A 371-nucleotide genomic window follows, 5' to 3' on the forward strand; every position below is an offset into this window, starting at 1 on the left:
CAAGATGGCGCAGCGGACGGGGCTCGAACCCGCGACCTCCGCCGTGACAGGGCGGCATTCTAACCAGCTGAACTACCGCTGCATCCAAAGTAAAGAAGTAGAGATTATAAAACCTATTTATGATTTTATAAAATGGTGGTCACTATAAGACTCGAACTTATGACATCCACCTTGTAAGGGTGGCGCTCTACCAACTGAGCTAAGCGACCTATGATTGGCGACCCCTAGAGGATTTGAACCTCTGTTTCCACACAGAGAGAGTGTTGTCCTGGGCCACTAGACGAAAGGGTCATAACCCTAACAATAAAAATGGTGTCCCGTGTTGGATTCGAACCAACGGCCCCCTCCTTAAAAGGGAGATGCTCTACCGG

The 371-nt window shown here is 49.6% G+C and carries 3 tRNA genes; all 3 read right to left on the bottom strand.

Annotated features, from left to right (window positions below):
* Positions 1-5 precede the first annotated feature (5 nt).
* Positions 6-82: transfer RNA gene (locus tag AJ881_RS04135), tRNA-Asp, on the bottom strand.
* A gap of 51 nt (positions 83-133) precedes the next feature.
* Positions 134-209, bottom strand: a tRNA-Val gene (locus AJ881_RS04140).
* 6 nt (positions 210-215) lie between these two features.
* A tRNA-Arg gene (locus AJ881_RS04145) sits at positions 216-291 on the bottom strand.
* Positions 292-371 lie beyond the last annotated feature (80 nt).

Origin of the sequence: Campylobacter sp. BCW_6460 (assembly GCF_001762705.1) — a bacterium.
Taxonomy (GTDB): Bacteria; Campylobacterota; Campylobacteria; order Campylobacterales; family Campylobacteraceae; genus Campylobacter_D; species Campylobacter_D jejuni.